Below are 18,801 nucleotides of genomic sequence, written 5' to 3'. Positions count from 1 at the left end.
ATGAGCATCCAAGACCCTTATTTTACGCTGCCCAAAAATTTTTGTGCAGATCCAGCAGAAGCGTACACCATGCCCGCACGTTTCTATACTTCTCAGGACGTCTTTGATTATGAAAAAGAGGCGATTTTTTCCAAGAGTTGGATTTGTGTTGCGCACGGTAGTGAGCTTGCTAATGCCAATGATTATGTCACGCGTGAAATTATTGGTGAGAGTATTGTGATTGTCCGTGGGCGTGACAACGTATTGCGTGCCTTTTTTAACGTCTGTCCTCATCGCGGTCATCAGCTATTGAAGGGTGAAGGTAAAGCGAAAAACGTCATCACTTGCCCCTATCATGCCTGGACATTCAAACTTGATGGTTCTTTAGCACATGCGCGTAACTGTGAGAATGTGGCTAATTTCGACAAAGGATTAGCGCAATTAACGCCTGTGAAATTAGAAGAATATGCCGGGTTTGTTTTTATCAATATGGACATGAATGCAGGAACAGTTGAAGCGCAATTACCGGGATTAAGCACCAAAGTATTAGAATCCTGCCCTGACGTTTATGATTTAAAACTGGCAGCGCGTTTCACGACAGCGACACCGGCTAACTGGAAAAGCATTGTTGATAACTATCTGGAATGCTACCACTGCGGCCCGGCACATCCGGGATTTTCAACTTCTGTTCAGGTCGATCGCTATTGGCATACCATGTATGAGAAATGGTCATTGCAATTTGGTTATGCCATTCCTTCCGATCAATCTTTCAAGTTTGAAGGCGAATCTTCATTTCATGGCTTTTGGTTATGGCCTTGTACTATGTATAACGTTACGCCGATTAAGGGCATGATGACGGTTATCTATGAATTTCCCGTGGATGCCGAGACAACACTGCAATATTACGATATTTACTTTACGAATGAAGATATTACAGAAGAGCAGAAATCTTTGATCGAATGGTATCGTGACGTTTTTCGTCCGGAAGACCTGCGTTTGGTTGAAAGTGTGCAAAAGGGGCTGAAATCACGTGGCTATCGTGGTCAGGGGCGCATCATGGCGGATAGTACAGGAAGTGGAATTAGTGAGCACGGAATTGCTTATTTTCACCACCTTATTGCTCAGACGTACCACGAATAAGATGAAATTGGGTAAGAAAGCGACTGTATAGTCTTAGTCAAAGAGGTCATTAAGTGAATATTTCAGAAAATCCTTTCTTCCGTCAACAGGCTTACATCAATGGACAGTGGTGCGATGCTGATAATAAAGAGACGTTAACTGTCTCTGATCCGGCAACCGGAAAGGTCATCGGGCAGATACCCAATATGGCAGCCGGTGAAGCGAAAAAAGCCATTCAAGCTGCATACGACGCATTACCGAAATGGCAAGTACTGACGGGTCATCAACGTGCTCAGTTATTACAAAATTGGTTTCGCTTAATCAGTGAAAATAAAGAACGGCTGGCAGAAATCATGACGCTGGAACAGGGTAAACCGCTGGTGGAAGCTGAAGGTGAAATCACCTATGCAGCTTCTTTTATTGAGTGGTTTGCGGAACAAGGAAAGCGTACAAACGGAGAGATTATTCCTTCTCCGACGGCGGATAAACGGCTGATGGTGATTAAACAGGGCATCGGTGTTTGTGCCGCCATCACACCCTGGAATTTTCCTGCTGCGATGATTACCCGCAAAGCTGCACCCGCGCTTGCGGCGGGTTGTACCATGATAATAAAGCCGGCAAATGAAACACCATTTACAGCGTTGGCAATGGTGAACTTAGCCATTCAAGCCGGTATTCCGGCCGGGGTGATCAATATCATCACGGGCCATTCCCGTATTATTGGTGAAATACTTACGAGCGATGATCGCGTACGTAAACTGAGTTTTACGGGTTCCACTGAGGTCGGGCGTTTATTAATGCGACAATGCTCGGACAGCATAAAAAAAGTCTCTTTAGAATTGGGAGGAAATGCCCCTTTTATTGTCTTTGAAGATGCTGATATTGAAAAAGCGGTAGAGGGGGCGATGGTTGCCAAATTTCGTAATGCGGGACAGACCTGCGTTTGCGCAAATCGTTTGTATATTCACAGAGATATTTATCCGGCGTTCAGTCAGCGTTTTGTTGAAGAAGTGCAAAAACTGCAAGTCGGTAATGGTTTTGAACCGGAAGTACAGATAGGCCCGCTGATTAATGCTGAATCAGCGGATAACGTCCAGTCCCTTTTAGATGATGCACTAAATAAGGGCGCAGATTTATTATATGGCGGTAAGCGCCATGCTTTAGGAGATAATTTCTTTATACCGACTGTACTTGGTCATGTCGCTGAAAATAGCCGGGTATTAGAAGAAGAAATATTCGGACCCATTGCACCTTTGGTTATTTTTGATGATGAAGAGAGTGTTATCACCTCTGCCAACAACACTATTTATGGGCTTGCTGCTTATTTTTATACTGAAAACCCGCAACGTATTTGGCGTGTTTCAGAAAAATTAGACTATGGCATGGTAGGTATTAATACGGGGCTCATTTCCAATGAAGTTGCACCGTTTGGCGGAATAAAACAATCGGGGCTGGGGCGTGAAGGTTCGATCCACGGTATTGAAGATTATTTAGAGCTTAAATATCTCTGTCAGGGGTTTTAACGGATACCCATGAATTTCAAGTTGCCGCCAACAAAGCGGCAACTTGAAAGACGACGGGGATAATCATAATCAGGAATAGCTTATGTCTATATATCAGACGATTAGTGTGATTGTCAGCAATATTGAGGCTATCACGCCGAATATTAAGCGATTTACATTAATACCGAATGAAAACACGCAATTGCCCGCGTTTACTGGCGGAAGTCACATTTTTGTCCAGATGCAGGATGGTGATAAACGCTATAGTAATGCGTATTCTTTATTAAGTTCGCCTTTTGATAAACATAGCTACCAAATTGCCGTCAAGCGAGAAGAGCAGTCCCGCGGTGGTTCTGCATTTATGCACGATAAAGTGGCTATTGACAGTACACTCATTATTTCTGAACCAAATAATTTATTTGCATTAGTGCCTGAAGCGAAAAAACATATATTAATAGCGGGTGGGATCGGGATAACACCTTTTATGTCTCATCTGCATGAATTGAAACATCAGGATGCTGGGTATGAACTGCATTATTGCTACCGCAATTCCGATGACAATGCGTTTATGCAAGAGTTAATGGCCGCGGGATTTAAGGAGAAAATCGATTGTCATATTTCATCTGAAGGGACTCGCCTTGAACTTGATACACTTATTTCCCGATTGCCGGACGGAAGCCACGTTTATACCTGTGGTTCAGGCTCATTGAATCATGGGGTAAAACAAGCTGCACAAAATGCCGGATTTCCTGATCACCAATTGCATTTTGAGCAATTTACGGTTGAAGATAAAACGGGTGAGGCGTTTACAGTTGTTCTGGCGAAATCTGGCATTGAACTGGAAGTTGATAGTGAAGCGACAATTCTTCAGGTTATTGAAAGAAATAAAGCCGCACATGTTGAATGTATGTGCCGTGAAGGCGTATGCGGGACGTGTGAAACCATGATCTTGGAAGGAGAAGCGGATCACCGTGATCAATATCTTAGTGATGAAGAAAAGCAGAGTCAGACATCAATGCTGATTTGTTGCTCCAGAGCGAAAGGAAAACGACTGGTACTTGATTTGTGATGAAAAAATAAAAGTGACTGGAGAGCATAAAAATGTGTGGGAATTTATGCTACTCCATAGTAAGGGTTATCTAACTTACATAGTGAGAAGTTGATTATTTTCGTCTCTGACCTGCCCCGTATTAACACGCCGACCAATATCTTTGAGCTGGGAATACTTTTCAAGGAGCGGTGGTCCATCATCCAAACTCATAGCAAACATCCACATATAGGTCATAACTGAATAGATATGTCCTGCATCGCTTATACCTATAACGGTCATATAGATGATGGTTGAAGCAAAAAGCAGCGCGGTCACCGCGCCGATGGCCAGATAGCCCAGCGCCTCACGATCGGACAGGCGTTCCCTCAGCTTGGAGGCCATTGAGCGTTTTATGCTGTCAGAACTGGACGCTTTCCGGTATGAAATTGCTGGATACGAACCAGAGGCCGCACTTGAGGCTCTTATCGCCAACCATTTACCTGATTCCCACTATGCTGACTGGCAGCTTTATAACTCCGTCTGGACATTAGCAGCGTATGACGACGCCTATGCCGATATGGTAATAGGCATTATGAACCGTTGGTCTGCACTGATTGATAGCATTGTGAGGGCAGGTGTCCAGCAAGGTATTTATCGTGAAATCAGTACTGCGCGCATTACCCGAATCATTGCCGCAGCCGTCAACGGTTACGCCGATATCCTGAGCGTCAACCCCTCTGGCCCGCGCTGCCAGGAAGCCAAAGAAGATCTAAGATATTTGCTGCAACAACTCCTGAGTCGATCATACTGAAAACGGACACCCCGGCTCTCCATGCATCGTCACGCCCTATCATCCAACTCTATATCATGCAAACTCAGCACACCCTGTTTTGAGCGCATAGGCAAACGGTACGGTCAGATTAGTTGGTTGATAATGGAGGCATAGTGAAGAAGAAAAGCGTTTAAAAAGTGTGGGGCATTTATGCGATAAAGCAGCTAAAGGGGTTTCGCCTGGCAACTGGAAACACCGCTAAACTAAAGGACTCGCATTGTAGAGGACCACAAAATATAAACATTCATAGATCGATAACAGGTAACAGTCTGGTTAAGTTACAATTTTTCCTCAAAATGAATTGAGTGCCCCACAGATTTTTATGCTCTCCAGACAGGAGTTTGATGCGATCTATTTTGGTGCTGTAGGTTGGCCTGAAACAGTGTCCGATCCCATTTCTCTTTGGGGAGCATGACTTAAATTCCGCTGTGATTTTGAGCCATCTACTGTTGAAGAAAAAACAGGTGATGCATTTACTCTTGTTTTGGCGAAATCGGCGATTGAACTGGAAGTTGATAGCGAATCAACAATCCTACAATTTATTGAAAGGAATAACGTGGCATCTGTTGAATGTTTGTGTCATGAAGGGGTATGCGGAACTTGTGAAACCATGATTTTGAAAGGTAACACATTGATGCAATAGGTAGAAAATGCATTATTAATTGTTTGAATCATTAAAAACGGTTTTATTATTTCTTATTAATCTGTGGCTCGCTATTTTCATAGTGGGCCACAGAGGTTATTTTAGATTCAGATAATGACAGATGAAAGTAAAGACTAATGTAAATCCGGCTTAAATATTTTTGTTCTATTTCCATAAAATACAAAGAAAAATAAATATATTTTTATATTTATCAGGAGGTGCATCATGATTCTAAAATCAAAATTTTTCAGTATATTAGATTCAGGAATAGAAGGATCACTGACTCGAATGGCTCGTTATGGCTCAAGTCCAGATATAGCGCCTGATATCGTTAATATTAAAGGTTCTATCACTATCAGAGAAGTTGGACTTCAGGATGCTTTATCTCTTGTTAATCGGATAAGAGCTAATATGATTAACGGTAATTGGTGCATAAAGCCTAATCAAACGACACCGCTAGATAAGGATCAGGTGCAGTGGTACTCACGATGTTATTCTACATATAAATTACTTTGTCAAATTAATGATATTTTGTATAGCGGCTTTGAAGATATTTCAGACGCAAGAGAACATTATTTTTTTGTTATGTTTTATGAAGAAACACCGATTGGTATATTGGTGTTCTCCAATGATGCGACAAAAATAACAGAACCAGCTAAAATTGAAGAATTCGCCATACACGTAGGGATGAGGCGCAGCGGTGTGTTTTTGATGGAATATGCAGTAAATAAATCAAAAGAACTTGGTAAAAATGGTAATGTTAAATTGATACCAGCACGTGACGCCATATCTGTTTACTTTAAATATGGATTTGAATTTAAAGGAGGTTATATGGTATTAGAACCAAGCCAGAACCATAAATGGGGAATTTTTAAAGACGGCTACTATTTTAAAGCGGGTTGTGCTTATTGAATATTGAATTTCTTATAGCGTGTTGTTTATTAGTTGATTCGGCTGTATTGCTTAATTATATAAGCTATGTAAAAGAGTCGGATACAACTTAATTTCACCATCGGCAAAGAGTTTCAATCTTCCAATATTATAGACTACAATCTATGGTTATAAGTTGTAGTCTATAAATTGAAAGCTGTTTTTTACTTAGAAATATCCACCCCAAAATACTTCTCAGAGATACGGGCATAGGTGCCGTCATCTTTTATCTCTTGCAGGGCTTTATTAACAGCGTCTACCAGCTCAGCATCTCCTTTGCGCACCAATACAGCCGATTTACTGGCATCGGCTTGCTGAGCGACGATTTTTACTGGCGCATTAGGACGTTGTTTTTTGAAATCAAGAAACGACAGGCGATCATTCAATGTGGCATCAGCGCGCCCGGTGACGACAAGATCAATGGCTTGGTTAAAACCATCCGTACTGATCAAATTCGCGCCGTAAGAAGTTGCCAGTTGTCCGTAGTTACTGGTCAGTGACTGGGCCGAGCGTTTTCCTTTAATATCCGCGAATGTTTTAATATCACTATTGTTATCACGAATGATCAACGCCACTTGGGACGTTGTATAAGGAATAGAAAAACTGTATTTCGCAGCCCTTTCCGGGGTTACACCCACTTGGTTGATAACAGCATCAAAACGCTTGGCATCCAACCCTGCAATCAACCCATCCCATTTGACTTCCATAAACTCAGGTTTCACATTTAAACGTTTAGCAATTTCCCGTGCGATATCCACATCAAAGCCGGTCAGCTTGTTGCTGGCATCATGATAGGTAAAAGGGGGATAAGTGCCTTCCGTGCCAACTTTAAAGACGCCAGAGGCTTTTATGGCGTCAAAATCTTTACCGGCATAACCAGGGGCAGAAATAACAAAGGCAGTCGCGCCTGCCAGTAACAGACTCAAAAGTTTTTTCATTACATTTCTCCGAATAAATAAAGTTGCTGATGCTAAACGTGACTGATTACTATATTTCCCAGTCCGGTAAGGTTTCTGTCAGGGTTGAGATAAACTCGACAGTACGCACTTTACTGGGGTGGGTGAAGATAGTTTTTGCCGTACCCGATTCAATAATTTCACCGGATTCGAGAAAGACGACATTGTGGGCAAGATTAGCGGCCAAGCGCAAATCGTGCGTTGCCATTAACATAGTGGTGCCTTCTCCCGCCAGTTGCTTCAAGACTGAAACAACTTCCTTGGATAATTCAGGATCAAGCGCCGAGGTCGGTTCATCACACAACAGTACTTTGGGAGAAGGCGCCATTGCTCTGGCGATTGCCACTCGCTGTTGTTGACCGCCCGATAGTGTGCTCGGCCAGACATCTGCCTTATGGGACAATCCGACTTTTTTCAGCAACTCCAGTGCCCGTGCTCTGGCGCGTTCCCGGGGCCATTTTTGTACCCAAATCAGCCCTTCCATAATGTTTTCAATGACCGTCAGATGCGGAAAAAGCTGGAAATTCTGGAATACCATGCCCGTTTGTAGGCTAAAACGCTGAATTTCACGATGCGGCAGCCGTTCCTTACCATTAAAGGTAATCTGTTCTTTGCCAATATCCAGCTTGCCCGCCTGCGGGATCTCCAACAGATTAATACAGCGCAACAAGGTGCTTTTCCCGCTGCCGGAAGGGCCAATAAGCGCGGTCAGGCTGCCTTCCTTAATCGTCAGGCTAATATTTTTCAGCACCTTTTGCCCGTCGAAGCTTTTTTCAATGTTGGTGAGCTGAATCATCTTTAACTTCCTTATTGCTATTTTGCTGGGCGAATTTCTTTTCCAACCGGACTTGCAGTGCGGACAACACCGAACTCAGGAGAAGATAGAGAATGGCGGCTTCGGTATACAGGATTAGTGGCTGATAAGTAACGGCGGCAATGCGCTGTGCCGCCAGAAACATTTCTGGTACGGTAATGACGGAAGCCAGAGAAGTATCTTTGACCAGCGAAATAAAAGTATTGGATAAAGGTGGAATAGAAACCCGTGCTGCCTGTGGCAATACGATCCGGCGCAGTGATTGCCACCAGCTCATGCTGATAGAGTGGGAGGCTTCCCATTGCCCTTTGGGAACTGAAATCAATGCAGCACGGATCACTTCGGAAGTATAAGCGCCGACATTCAGGGTAAAGCCGATAACGGCGGAGGTGAAAGCTTCCAATGTAATACCCACGCTGGGCAGGGCGTAGAAGATCAAAAACAGTTGCACCAACAGCGGCGTACCACGGATCAGCCAGACGTAAAACCGAACGACAGCAACCAGCGGTTTAGGCCCGTATAGCCTGATTAAAGCAACGATAAACCCCAGTGAGATCCCCAGAGCGAAAGTAATCAGCGTGAGGGGAATAGTAAATGTCAGGCCAGCGTAAAGCATCGGCCATAAGGAATCCAGCGCTAAACTGAGCCATGATGGGGTCATAGAACCTTCCTAATCGATTGATATTAAAAATATGTTTATTTTTTATAAGGTTGTTTTAATGATGATATGGCAAGAAAAGGAGAACGTTATATACAATAAAGTTATAGCTTAGAACTTTAGGGTCAAAATATGTATGACATCTTTTTTATATCGTATGAACTCTAATAAAAAGTAGTGATTTCAAAGTATTGATAATATATTCAGTAGCGTTTTATTACTTGCAAGTCTACCTTGTTAACACAATTTATTGATATATTCTATTCTAATAAATAAAAGAGTGGATAGAATATCATTTTTTATTTTGGGGTTAAGTGATGGTAGATATATTTAGTTTTTTGTGACGCTATTGATAGGTTTCATAAATAGAGTGTAAAGCAGTAAGTTTGTGTTTTGATGACGAATTCTAAGAGCCTACTCCCTTAGGCTCTTATTCTAATTATTCAGCATTTCCTTCAGAGAAATATTTATCCCAAATTTTCTGATAAGTCCCATCTGCTTTTATCTCATTGACGGCTCTATCTACTGCGGCTTTTAATTCCGTATCATTTTTGCGAAGCAGTACGGCAGTTTTTGCTGCCTGAGTATCAGCGGCAACAATTTTTACCGATGCATCAGGGCGATGCTTTTTGTAATCGAGATAAGAAAGTTTATCGTTAATCGTGGCATCGGCGCGGCCTGTGCTCACCAGTTCAACTTCCTGACTAAAACCGTTGGCGCTGATAATGTCTGCACCATAATGTCTGGCGATCTGGGCAAAGTTATTGGTCAGGGTATGTGCTGATCTTTTTCCTTTTAAATCGCTGAACGTCTTAATGTCGTTATTGTCTGTCCGGGTAATCAATACCGCTTCTGAAATCACGTAAGGCAGGGAAAAAATGTATTTTTTTTCGCGCTCTGGCGTAATGGCGATTTGGTTCATCACTGCATCGGAGCGTCCGGCATCAAGGCCACCGATCAGGCCATCCCATTTACCCTCAATAAATTCGGGTTTCACTTTCATGTGCAGCGCAATTTCACGGCCGATTTCCACATCAAATCCGGTCAGTTTTCCAGAAGCATCATGATAACTGAATGGGGCATAGGCACCTTCGGTCCCAATTTTGAATATTCCCGTGGATTGAATGTTATCAAGAGTAGATTGTGCATAAGCGAGATGAGTGAAGCCAAATTGGACTATACCCGCCAGTAAGATATTGAGGATGATTTTCATTCTATTTCTCCGAAAGGAAACATTTATTTTTAAAACTATTTTCACTATAACGGGAATATCAAAGTCCTCATATATAAGATAATGTTATATCATAGTGGATTAGTAACCTATAATTTATGGCTAATACATATAGTAAATAAAGTTTATTATTCGTTGATTGATTTTAATTAACAGAAGTATGTCACAAATATTTCTGAAAAAATTGTCATGACATAGGGCCTGATATATTTTTGCCTTTCTATTCATATGAAATCCATTAGGGATTTATCGATTACTCCATTACGTTAAACCCGATTGTCAATATAGGTGCCAAGTGTTAAATCCATTATTCAGAAAGGGTATGGTTCACTCTCTGCCTGTCTGCATCTCCTTCTTTCTTATTTTTGCGTCGATTGGCGCACTTTATCAAAGCCACGGCGTTCCATTATTGGAAACATTGGTCGGATCATTATTGATATATGCCGCCCCATTGCAGGTGGCTGCGGTAGGCTATCTGGCTGATGGTGCGCTGTTTTCCGTGATCATTTTGGCTTTGTTGGTCAATTTTCGTTTTTTCCTGATGGCCATGGTGATGACGCAATATTTTCAGGGCATACCAAAGCGAAATATTTTACTGTCGATGCTGGGGTTTAGTGCCAGTACGTATACTGTGGCGCATTCACATATTTCTGCAGAAAATATTGTGGATGGGAAATCCCAGTTTCATTTTTATCTGGGGGTTGCCATCCCTTGTTTTGTGATTACCTTTTGTGCCACTTTGCTGGGATATATTTCAGCAGAACATTTGAATTATGAATCTCTTTCTCTGTTTTTAGTGATGTTGGTTCCTATTCATTTTGCGTCCCTGACCGCCAAGCGAGCGGGTAAAGATATGTCTGTGTTGGCAACGGTGACGGGTGGGGTATGCGCTCCGTTATTGAATGAAATAGATATGAAATTAATGGATCTGACGATCCCGATTCTGTGTGGGGTTGTGATTGCATTGATTGAACGGAACATGAGAAAGGATAAAACATCATGATACTGCTGATCGTAGTCATGGGGTTAATCAGTTTTGTGTTAAGGGCAGCTCCTTTTCTGATAAATAATAATCGGCTGTTTAAAGGGAAAAGTTTACTGATCACCTCACTGGATTATGCTATCTGCTTTATTTTAGGAACCATTATTGTCAATATTTCTCTGAGTAATTTATCCTTGAGTGAATTAATTGAGCAATTTGATATTAAATATGTGTTTGCATTGGTAACAGTTGTTCTGGCTTATTTTATCAGCAAATATACAGGCTCAATATTAAAGAGTTTGGGCTGTTCATTGATTTTTTTTATGTTGGTGCAGGGGTTATTTAATTAAAAGATATATAAGATGAAAAAAACCACTGCAATTGTAATTGCAGTGGTTTACATGAATAAATTTCAATCAGAATAAATTACAGTGCAGTGATAGTTTCTTTCTGCGCCAGCAATTTCTCTTTTGCTGCATTGTTAGTCGCCAGACGTTCACGCTCTTTTGCGACGACGGCTTCTGGTGCCCGGCTGACAAAGCCTTCGTTAGCCAGTTTGCCTTCAATGCTGCTGATCTCTTTATCCAGTTTCTCAATTTCTTTATCCAGACGCGCCAACTCCGCATCTTTATCGACCAAGCCTGCCATTGGGATCAGTATTTCCGCCCCGTTGATCAGTTTGGTGACAGAAACAGGGGCTTCTTCATCTGCGGCCAAGACGGTAACAGAAGAAAGACGACCCATTGCCTGAATAAAGTTGAGGTTTTCAGCCACACGGCGTTGTGCATCTTCATTGGCATCACGCAGCATAACTTCCAGTGGCTTACTTGGTGCGATATTCATTTCGGCACGAATGTTACGTACCGCAATGATCGCTTCCTTGATCCATTCCAGATCGTTCAGCGCCAGTTCATCCGCTTTCGCCGGATCGAATTCAGGGAAAGATTGCAGCATGATGGTATCTGCATCAATGCCTTTAACGACTTTCACACGCTGCCAGATGGTTTCGGTGATGAATGGAATGATGGGGTGTGCCAGACGCTGCAGACCTTCCAATACTTCAACCAGAGTATGGCGAGCTGCACGGACTTCCGTTTCTGAACCTTTGTTGATAGCTGGTTTTGACAGTTCCAGATACCAGTCACAGAATTGGTTCCATGTGAATTCATAAAGGATATTCGCGGCGATGTCGAAACGGTAGGTATCCAGCGCTTCACGGTAGGTTTTAACGGTCTGGTTGAATTCCGCCAGAATCCAGCGATCGGCCAGTGACAACGACATTTCGCCGCCGTTCTGTCCACAATCCTGTCCTTCTGTGTTCATCAGCACGAAACGGCTGGCGTTCCACAGTTTGTTACAGAAGTTGCGGTAACCTTGCAGACGCTTCATGTCCCAGTTGATATCACGACCGGTAGAAGCCAGTGCCGCCAACGTAAAACGCAGGGCATCAGTACCGTGGGCTTCAATGCCTTCCGGGAACTGTTTTTCAGTACGCTTGCCGATTTTCTCAGCCAGCTGTGGCTGCATCATATTGCCGGTACGTTTTTCCAGCAGGTTTTCCAGAGAAATACCATCGATCATATCCAGCGGATCGATAACGTTCCCTTTGGATTTTGACATTTTCTGGCCTTCATCATCACGGATCAGGCCCGTCATGTAGACCGTTTTGAATGGCACTTGCGGTTTGCCGTTTTCATCTTTGATGAAGTGCATGGTCATCATGATCATGCGGGCAATCCAGAAGAAGATAATGTCGAAACCACTGACCAGCACATTGGTTGGATGGAAAGTTTTCAGTGCTTCGGTCTGCTCAGGCCAGCCGAGGGTAGAGAATGTCCACAGGCCAGAGGAGAACCAGGTATCCAGTACGTCTTCGTCCTGAGTCAGAACGATGTCTGCGCCAAGGTTGTTTTCACGGCGGACTTCGTCTTCATCGCGACCAACATAGACGTTGCCTTGTGCGTCATACCAAGCCGGAATACGGTGACCCCACCACAATTGACGGGAGATACACCAATCCTGAATATCACGCATCCAAGAGTAGTACATGTTTTCGTACTGTTTTGGCACGAACTGGATATCACCACTTTCAACCGCTTCAATCGCCACTTTTGCCAGTGGTGCCGTGCGGACGTACCATTGGTCAGTCAGCATTGGCTCGATAACCACGCCACCACGGTCGCCATAAGGTACGGTCAGGTCATGAGGTTTGATCTCAACCAGCAGGCCCTGTTTTTCGAACTCAGCCACAATCGCTTTACGGGCAGCGAAACGCTCCATGCCACGGTATTCGGCAGGAATGTCGGTTGAGCAGATATCAGAAACTTCACCGTTGGTATCGAACACTTCTGCGGCTTCGCGGATATCACCGTCAAAGGTCAGAATGTTGATCATTGGCAGGCTGTGGCGCTTACCGACTTCATAGTCATTGAAATCATGGGCAGGCGTGATTTTCACACAGCCAGTGCCTTTTTCCATGTCCGCGTGCTCATCGCCAACGATAGGAATGCGACGATTTATCAGAGGCAGCAGGATTTCTTTGCCAATCAGATCTTTATAACGCGGATCTTCAGGGTTAACGGCAACACCGGTATCCCCCAGCATGGTTTCAGGACGGGTTGTGGCAACAATCAGGTAATCCTTGCCTTCAGCGGTTTTTGCACCGTCAGCCAGCGGATAGCGCAAGTGCCACATAGAACCTTTTACTTCACGGTTTTCAACTTCCAAATCGGAAATTGCAGTACGCAGTTTAGGGTCCCAGTTTACGAGGCGCTTGCCACGGTAAATCAGATCTTCTTGATACAGACGAACGAAAGCCTCTTTAACCGCTTTGGACAAGCCTTCATCCATAGTGAAACGTTCACGCTCCCAATCCACGGAGTTGCCAATACGGCGCATCTGGTTGGAGATATTGCCACCCGATTCCGCTTTCCATTGCCAGATCTTGTCGATAAAGGCGTCGCGGCCATAATCGTGGCGGGTTTTACCTTCTTCTGCCGCGATCTTGCGCTCAACAACCATTTGTGTCGCGATACCTGCGTGGTCAGTTCCTGATTGCCACAGCGTGTTTTTACCCTGCATGCGCTGGTAACGCACCATCGTATCCATGATAGTCTGCTGGAATGCGTGTCCCATGTGCAGGCTGCCGGTAACGTTTGGCGGCGGAATGACGATACAGAAACTTTCACGGCTGGTATCGCCGTTCGGTTTGAAATAACCGCTCTGTTCCCAGTGCTTATAAAGAGGTTGCTCTATCTCTGTCGGGTTGTACGTTTTATCGAGAGATGGCTCAGATTGCGTTTGATTAGCGGGTGTCTTTTCCATTGTGTCTTGATATTTAATAGGTTGGCGGGGTTGCCATGGTCAAATTAAAGCCGACGATACGATAAGATTTATATCGTTCGCGCGCTAACTGTTTCAGATTTTCATCAATAGGGACGAAGTCTATCACTTCATGGAAAGCTGTGGCAAAGTCTGCAAAGTGAGGAAGCAGTGTTACCAGCACATCGCGGGGAGCATTGCTTCTTTTTTGCGGCCAGCACAATTCTACAGGAGCGCCATAGCGAGGGCCTTCTCCGGCAAGGTTGTGCGGTACAAATTGACTCGGCTCTCGTTGCCATAATGCTTCGTCCAATTTTTCGGCCTGTTGCTGGCTTTCACAAGCAATCAGAACCCGCTTACCTGCTCGCCATTGGTCAGCAGCAAGCTGACATGCCAGCCATTCATGGGACTGTAAATCATCAGAAAATGATGATTGTTCTGGTGACCGCTTTTCTAATGGCAGTTTTTCTAATGGCAGCTTTTCTAATAAATAGAAGGTGGCGTTTTTCATAGTTTATTGGTTACAAGATTATGGGAACTGTGACGGAAAAGGGTATTGCGTTCGCAATACCCTTAATTCCATTTATTCCCTTACCTTTATGCCACATTTTCATTAAACGATTCATTAAACGATTCATTAAACGATGCATTAAACGAAATGTGTGGCCGGGCATTAATCATCAGAATTTAAACCTGAACGATTTAACAGGAATTGTGACAGGAGTGCAACCGGGCGACCTGTTGCTCCTTTCGCCTTACCTGAACGCCATGCTGTACCAGCGACATCCAGATGTGCCCAGTTGTATTTGCCCGCAAAGCGGGACAGGAAAGCCCCTGCGGTAATGGCACCACCAGAACGTCCGCATGAGTTGACCATATCCGCAAAATTGGATTCCAACTGTTCGGTATATTCGTCACCCAGCGGCAGACGCCATGCACGATCTCCTGCTTGTTCTGAGGCATTCAGCAGTTCGTGTGCCAATGGATTATGGTTGGACATCAGACCGGTATAATGACCACCCAATGCAATGACACAGGCACCTGTCAGAGTTGCGACATCAATAACCAGCTCAGGCTCAAAACGCTCAATATAAGTCAGCGCATCACACAGAACCAGACGGCCTTCCGCATCGGTATTAGTCACTTCAACGGTTTGGCCTGACATCGTGGTCAAGATATCTCCCGGACGATAAGCCCGTCCGCCCGGCATGTTTTCACAGCCTGCCAGAACACCGATGACGTTGACCGGCAGTTGAAGTTCAGCCACAACGCGCATGACGCCATAAACTGAAGCTGCACCGCACATATCATACTTCATCTCATCCATGCCTTCGGCTGGCTTGATGGAGATACCGCCGGAGTCGAAGGTCAGGCCTTTGCCCACCAGTACGATTGGTTTCGCATTGGCGTCTTTGCTGCCTTTATACTCCATCACTGCCATCAAGGATTCATTCTGCGAACCCTGACCAACCGCCAGATAGGAATTCATACCCAGCTCTTTCATCTGCTCTTCACCAATGACCTTGGTGACCAGATTATCGGCACTGTCAGCAAGCTGACGCGCTTGTGAAGCTAAATATGCGGCATTACAGATATTGGGTGGCATGTTGGCCAGATCTTTTGCTGCCTTAATACCGGATGCAATGGCAAGTCCGTGCTGAATGGCCCGCTCACCGCTGGTTAATTCGCGGCGGGTCGGTACATTGAACACCATCTTGCGCAGTGGGCGGCGCAGTTCATTTTTACTGCTCTTGAGTTGATCAAAAACATACAGTGATTCTTTGGCTGTTTCGACCGCCTGACGTACTTTCCAGTAGTTATTGCGCCCTTTCACATGCAGTTCTGTCAAGAAACAAACTGCCTCCATAGAACCGGTTTCGTTGAGGGTGCTGATCGTCTTCTGGATAATTTGCTTATACTGGCGTTCATCCAGTTCACGCTCTTTTCCACAGCCAACCAGTAAAATACGTTCAGATAGCACATTAGGGACATGATGCAGCAACAAGGTTTGACCGACCTTGCCTTCAAGTTCCCCACGGCGCAATAAAGCACTGATATAACCATTACTTATTTTGTCAAGCTGCTCTGCGATAGGGGAAAGACGGCGCGGTTCAAACACGCCGACAATAATACAGGCACTGCGCTGTTTCTCCGGGCTACCGCTCTTTACACTGAACTCCATGCGTTCTCCTGAATCTTAAAGACAAAGACGGATACAATCGCTAAAATATCACGTTGCGCATTAATTAATCCCAAAGAAAAGTAACTGTTATGTTAAGCTAAGCGCATTATTTTTTGGTACTTAGCTAACGATAAGTATGTTCTAATTGGGAACCAATATATGGGATGCTTTGGTATCATTCTAGCAATGGGGAAGCCAAACTGATGCATATAAATGGTAGATATACGACGAAGTTAGCGACTTTCCTGCAAAAAGACAAGTTTTCACAGGCGTAATAAGCGTGATCATCATTAGATATCTAGTACGGGAAACCCTGAAAAGCCAAATCGCAATACTTTTCATCTTATTGCTGATCTTTTTCAGTCAGAAATTAGTTGAGGTATTGGGGGCGGCTGTTGAAGGAAGTATTCCCGCAAATTTGGTTCTATCGTTATTAGGTTTAGGTGTGCCGGATATGGCGCAGCTTATTTTACCCCTGAGTTTATTTCTCGGGGTATTAATGACGTTCAGCAAACTTTATACCGAAAGTGAAATTACCGTTATGCATGCCTGCGGGTTGGGCAAAAGCGTATTGGTGAAATCAGCCCTTATTCTGGCATTACTGACATCAATGTTGGCGGCGGCTAACGTTATTTGGCTCACGCCGTGGTCTTCTAAATATCAGGCGCAGGTATTGGCCGATGCAAAGGCCAATCCAAGCCTTGCTGCGATCATGGAAGGGCAGTTCAAACCTTCCAGAGATGGCAACATGGTGCTTTATATCGGCAACGTGAAGGGCAATACCTTTGAGAACGTGTTCCTGGCTCAGCTCCGTCCGTCGGATGACCAGCGTCCTTCCGTGGTGATTGCGGATGGTGGTCATATGGAAGAGCGGCCGAACGGTAATCAGGTCGCGGTACTTCATCAAGGGACACGTTATGAAGGCACAGCAATGCTGCGTGACTTCCGTATCACCGAATTTACCAACTATCAGGTGGTCATCGGGCACCAGAAAGCAGACATTGACAGTAACAAAGTCGAGCAAAAATCAATTGAACAGCTTTGGCATGATACTGACAATGATTCCCGCTCAGAATTTCACTGGCGTCTGACGTTGATTGTTTCTGTACTGGTTATGGCGTTGATGGTGGTTCCGCTGAGTGTCGTGAACCCGCGTCAGGGGCGCATACTCAGTATGTTGCCAGCTATGCTGCTCTACCTGATTTTCTTCCTTTTGCAAAGCTCCCTGCGCTCCAACGGCAGCAAAGGTAAACTTGATCCTATGTTCTGGATGTGGTTGGTCAATGGCGCGTATTTTGTCTTGGCTCTGGCGCTTAATCTGTGGGATACCGTACCAATGCGCAAACTGCGTTCACGCTTTAAGAATCAAGGAGCGTCATGATGTTTGGGGTATTGGATAGATATATCGGTCGGACAATTCTGCAAACCATCCTGATGACGTTATTCATGCTGGTCTCTCTTTCCGGCATCATCAAGTTTGTCGATCAGCTGCGTAAAGTCGGGCAAGGGGACTATAATGCATTTTCCGCCGGTGTTTACACACTGCTGAGTGTTCCGAAAGATATCCAGATCTTCTTCCCAATGGCTGCTCTGCTTGGGGCGCTATTGGGATTGGGTGCACTGGCAACGCGCAGTGAGCTGGTGGTGATGCAGGCTTCTGGCTTTACCCGTCTGCAAGTGGCGGGTTCTGTGATGAAAACAGCAATCCCGCTGGTCTTGCTGACGATGGTCATTGGTGAATGGGTTGCTCCACAAGGAGAGCAACTGGCCCGTAATTACCGCTCGCAAAAAATGTATGGCGGTTCTCTGATGTCCACAAACAAAGGCTTGTGGGCGAAAGATGGTCAGGATTTCATTTATATTCAGAGCGTAGGTAAGGATAATGCCCTGAATAGTGTCAGTATCTACCATTTTGATGACAACAAAAAATTGTTATCCGTAAAATACGCAGCTTCTGCGGTGTATGATAAGGATAATAATATTTGGAAATTATCTCAGGTTGAAGAGTCTGATTTAAATCAATTTAAAAAACCTGATTCGAATCAAATTGACAAGATCACCGGTTCACAGCGTATTTCTGCGGATTGGCAAAGTCGGCTGACCCCTGAAAAATTGGGTGTAGTTGCTCTTGATCCTGACGCACTCTCCATTCGTGGCCTGCATCAATACATCACATACCTGAAACAGAGCCAGCAGGATGCCGGACGTTACCAGCTCAATATGTGGAAGAAAATTTTCGCACCATTATCGGTCGCGGTGATGATGCTGATGGCACTCTCCTTCATTTTCGGCCCGCTGCGTAGCGTACCGATGGGATTCAGAGTTGTTGTGGGTATCAGTACGGGCTTCTTTTTCTACGTCTTGAATGAAATATTCGGCCCACTCAGCTTAGTTTATAGCATGCCACCGATATTGGGGGCACTGCTGCCAAGTTTGTTGTTTTTTGGCCTGAGTGTTTACTTACTTTTGAATAAAAAGACCTGACAAACTGATATCATATCAAGCCTATCTATCGCCTCTACCTTCAATGGTCGGGGCGATTTTTTTTGGATTTTTTTATATCCGCCTTTAATTTTAGCTAAAAGTTAGTTTACTTTAGTGACTAATTGTTTTACACGAAAT

Annotated in this window: 16 protein-coding genes and 2 pseudogenes; 10 read left to right on the top strand and 8 right to left on the bottom strand. The window is 44.4% G+C overall.

The window, feature by feature from the left end:
* From FE394_RS04990 to FE394_RS04980, 3 genes are all read left to right on the top strand, one after another.
* Nucleotides 1–1,119 (top strand): aromatic ring-hydroxylating oxygenase subunit alpha, encoded by a 1,119-nt coding sequence (locus tag FE394_RS04990; protein WP_319925298.1) that lies wholly within the window; start codon nt 1–3, stop codon nt 1,117–1,119.
* Nucleotides 1,120–1,172: 53 nt separating this feature from the next.
* Complete coding sequence (locus FE394_RS04985) at nt 1,173–2,621, top strand: NAD-dependent succinate-semialdehyde dehydrogenase (RefSeq protein ID WP_319925297.1); 1,449 nt, start codon at nt 1,173–1,175, stop codon at nt 2,619–2,621.
* An 82-nt stretch (nt 2,622–2,703) separates the two neighbouring features.
* On the top strand, nt 2,704–3,669 hold the full coding sequence (locus FE394_RS04980; RefSeq protein ID WP_319925296.1) for a PDR/VanB family oxidoreductase: 966 nt from the start codon (nt 2,704–2,706) through the stop codon (nt 3,667–3,669).
* Between the two features lie 75 nt (nt 3,670–3,744).
* Here FE394_RS04980 and FE394_RS04975 read toward each other — a convergent pair.
* Nucleotides 3,745–4,020: pseudogene (locus FE394_RS04975) on the bottom strand (hypothetical protein); the annotation flags it as partial.
* 22 nt (nt 4,021–4,042) lie between these two features.
* Between FE394_RS04975 and FE394_RS04970 the strand changes: the two are divergent.
* The 3 genes and pseudogenes from FE394_RS04970 to FE394_RS04960 all read left to right on the top strand — a co-directional run bounded on the left by FE394_RS04970 (nt 4,043) and on the right by FE394_RS04960 (nt 6,017).
* On the top strand, nt 4,043–4,441 hold the full coding sequence (locus FE394_RS04970; protein WP_319925295.1) for a TetR family transcriptional regulator C-terminal domain-containing protein: 399 nt from the start codon (nt 4,043–4,045) through the stop codon (nt 4,439–4,441).
* A 454-nt stretch (nt 4,442–4,895) separates the two neighbouring features.
* Nucleotides 4,896–5,087 (top strand): annotated as a pseudogene (locus tag FE394_RS04965) (2Fe-2S iron-sulfur cluster binding domain-containing protein); the annotation flags it as partial.
* 243 nt (nt 5,088–5,330) lie between these two features.
* Nucleotides 5,331–6,017 carry a GNAT family N-acetyltransferase gene (locus FE394_RS04960; RefSeq protein ID WP_319925294.1) on the top strand — a complete coding sequence of 229 codons (687 nt, stop codon included), beginning with the start codon at nt 5,331–5,333 and terminating at the stop codon, nt 6,015–6,017.
* 182 nt (nt 6,018–6,199) lie between these two features.
* Here FE394_RS04960 and FE394_RS04955 read toward each other — a convergent pair whose 3' ends face one another.
* From FE394_RS04955 to FE394_RS04940, 4 genes are all read right to left on the bottom strand, one after another.
* Nucleotides 6,200–6,973, bottom strand: a complete 774-nt coding sequence (locus FE394_RS04955; protein ID WP_319925293.1) for an amino acid ABC transporter substrate-binding protein — start codon at nt 6,971–6,973, stop codon at nt 6,200–6,202.
* A gap of 49 nt (nt 6,974–7,022) precedes the next feature.
* Entirely contained in the window at nt 7,023–7,787 is a 765-nt protein-coding gene (locus FE394_RS04950) for an amino acid ABC transporter ATP-binding protein (RefSeq protein ID WP_319925292.1), read from the bottom strand.
* Nucleotides 7,765–8,466, bottom strand: a complete 702-nt coding sequence (locus tag FE394_RS04945; RefSeq protein ID WP_319925291.1) for an amino acid ABC transporter permease — start codon at nt 8,464–8,466, stop codon at nt 7,765–7,767. Before FE394_RS04945 ends, FE394_RS04950 begins: the two co-directional genes overlap by 23 nt.
* Nucleotides 8,467–8,902: 436 nt before the next feature.
* Nucleotides 8,903–9,676 carry an amino acid ABC transporter substrate-binding protein gene (locus FE394_RS04940; protein WP_319925290.1) on the bottom strand — a complete coding sequence of 258 codons (774 nt, stop codon included), beginning with the start codon at nt 9,674–9,676 and terminating at the stop codon, nt 8,903–8,905.
* A 313-nt stretch (nt 9,677–9,989) separates the two neighbouring features.
* On the opposite strand from FE394_RS04940, the gene FE394_RS04935 reads away from it, so the two are divergent.
* Nucleotides 9,990–10,697, top strand: coding sequence for an AzlC family ABC transporter permease (locus tag FE394_RS04935; protein ID WP_319925289.1), 708 nt, complete (start codon nt 9,990–9,992; stop codon nt 10,695–10,697).
* Nucleotides 10,694–11,026, top strand: coding sequence for an AzlD domain-containing protein (locus FE394_RS04930; RefSeq protein ID WP_319925288.1), 333 nt, complete (start codon nt 10,694–10,696; stop codon nt 11,024–11,026). Before FE394_RS04935 ends, FE394_RS04930 begins: the two co-directional genes overlap by 4 nt.
* Nucleotides 11,027–11,102: 76 nt before the next feature.
* Here the strand turns inward: FE394_RS04930 and FE394_RS04925 are convergent, their stop codons facing one another.
* From FE394_RS04925 to pepA, 3 genes are all read right to left on the bottom strand, one after another.
* Nucleotides 11,103–14,000 (bottom strand): valine--tRNA ligase, encoded by a 2,898-nt coding sequence (locus tag FE394_RS04925; RefSeq protein ID WP_319925287.1) that lies wholly within the window; start codon nt 13,998–14,000, stop codon nt 11,103–11,105.
* 13 nt (nt 14,001–14,013) lie between these two features.
* On the bottom strand, nt 14,014–14,508 hold the full coding sequence (locus FE394_RS04920) for a DNA polymerase III subunit chi (protein WP_319925286.1): 495 nt from the start codon (nt 14,506–14,508) through the stop codon (nt 14,014–14,016).
* A 162-nt stretch (nt 14,509–14,670) separates the two neighbouring features.
* Nucleotides 14,671–16,179 carry a leucyl aminopeptidase gene (gene pepA / locus FE394_RS04915; protein WP_319925285.1) on the bottom strand — a complete coding sequence of 503 codons (1,509 nt, stop codon included), beginning with the start codon at nt 16,177–16,179 and terminating at the stop codon, nt 14,671–14,673.
* 280 nt (nt 16,180–16,459) lie between these two features.
* Between pepA and lptF the strand changes: the two genes are divergently transcribed.
* Nucleotides 16,460–17,560, top strand: a complete 1,101-nt coding sequence (gene lptF, locus FE394_RS04910) for an LPS export ABC transporter permease LptF (RefSeq protein WP_319925284.1) — start codon at nt 16,460–16,462, stop codon at nt 17,558–17,560.
* Complete coding sequence (lptG, locus tag FE394_RS04905) at nt 17,560–18,663, top strand: LPS export ABC transporter permease LptG (RefSeq protein WP_319925371.1); 1,104 nt, start codon at nt 17,560–17,562, stop codon at nt 18,661–18,663. Before lptF ends, lptG begins: the two co-directional genes overlap by 1 nt.
* Nucleotides 18,664–18,801 lie beyond the last annotated feature (138 nt).

The organism is Xenorhabdus littoralis (assembly GCF_033949345.1).
GTDB lineage: Bacteria > Pseudomonadota > Gammaproteobacteria > Enterobacterales > Enterobacteriaceae > Xenorhabdus > Xenorhabdus littoralis.
Note: the sequence above shows the minus strand (reverse complement) of the source record. Positions and strands in the feature narration are given on the sequence as shown.

Excerpts from the sequence above, each read along its gene's own strand:
- FE394_RS04950 (WP_319925292.1), bottom strand. The coding sequence starts at position 7,787 with ATGATTCAGCTCACCAACATTGAAAAAAGCTTCGACGGGCAAAAGGTG.
- FE394_RS04940 (WP_319925290.1), bottom strand. The coding sequence starts at position 9,676 with ATGAAAATCATCCTCAATATCTTACTGGCGGGTATAGTCCAATTTGGC.
- pepA (WP_319925285.1), bottom strand. The coding sequence starts at position 16,179 with ATGGAGTTCAGTGTAAAGAGCGGTAGCCCGGAGAAACAGCGCAGTGCC.
- lptG (WP_319925371.1), top strand. The coding sequence starts at position 17,560 with ATGTTTGGGGTATTGGATAGATATATCGGTCGGACAATTCTGCAAACC.
- FE394_RS04970 (WP_319925295.1), top strand. The coding sequence starts at position 4,043 with ATGCTGTCAGAACTGGACGCTTTCCGGTATGAAATTGCTGGATACGAA.
- FE394_RS04930 (WP_319925288.1), top strand. The coding sequence starts at position 10,694 with ATGATACTGCTGATCGTAGTCATGGGGTTAATCAGTTTTGTGTTAAGG.
- FE394_RS04945 (WP_319925291.1), bottom strand. The coding sequence starts at position 8,466 with ATGACCCCATCATGGCTCAGTTTAGCGCTGGATTCCTTATGGCCGATG.
- FE394_RS04925 (WP_319925287.1), bottom strand. The coding sequence starts at position 14,000 with ATGGAAAAGACACCCGCTAATCAAACGCAATCTGAGCCATCTCTCGAT.
- FE394_RS04920 (WP_319925286.1), bottom strand. The coding sequence starts at position 14,508 with ATGAAAAACGCCACCTTCTATTTATTAGAAAAGCTGCCATTAGAAAAA.
- FE394_RS04955 (WP_319925293.1), bottom strand. The coding sequence starts at position 6,973 with ATGAAAAAACTTTTGAGTCTGTTACTGGCAGGCGCGACTGCCTTTGTT.
- FE394_RS04960 (WP_319925294.1), top strand. The coding sequence starts at position 5,331 with ATGATTCTAAAATCAAAATTTTTCAGTATATTAGATTCAGGAATAGAA.
- FE394_RS04980 (WP_319925296.1), top strand. The coding sequence starts at position 2,704 with ATGTCTATATATCAGACGATTAGTGTGATTGTCAGCAATATTGAGGCT.
- FE394_RS04990 (WP_319925298.1), top strand. The coding sequence starts at position 1 with ATGAGCATCCAAGACCCTTATTTTACGCTGCCCAAAAATTTTTGTGCA.